At 56.0% G+C, this 252-nt stretch carries 1 protein-coding gene; it reads left to right on the top strand.

Annotated elements, in window-relative coordinates; genetic code table 11:
* The coding region (locus L8G48_RS13420; RefSeq protein ID WP_248265095.1) for a hypothetical protein at positions 1-252 on the top strand (252 nt) is incomplete at both ends.

Below are 252 nucleotides of genomic sequence, written 5' to 3'. Positions count from 1 at the left end.
GCGTCACGGTCGATGCGAACGACATTGACGTTGATGATGCGGGTAACGTTACCGTTTCGGGACAAGATCTGAGTACGCTGACCGACGGAGAATTAACCGTCACCATGACGGTGACCGATGCCGCGGGAAACGAGGGCAGCGTAACCGACAACGCAACCTTAGACACCAGTGCCGAGCAGGGTAACGTCAATGTGAATAACATCACCGCCGATGACGTGATCAACGCACAAGAAGCGGGCGAGACCATCACGG

The organism is Idiomarina aminovorans, from assembly GCF_023155095.1.
In the GTDB taxonomy this organism is placed as follows: domain Bacteria; phylum Pseudomonadota; class Gammaproteobacteria; order Enterobacterales; family Alteromonadaceae; genus Idiomarina; species Idiomarina aminovorans.
This window is presented reverse-complemented; position numbering and strand designations above follow the sequence as displayed.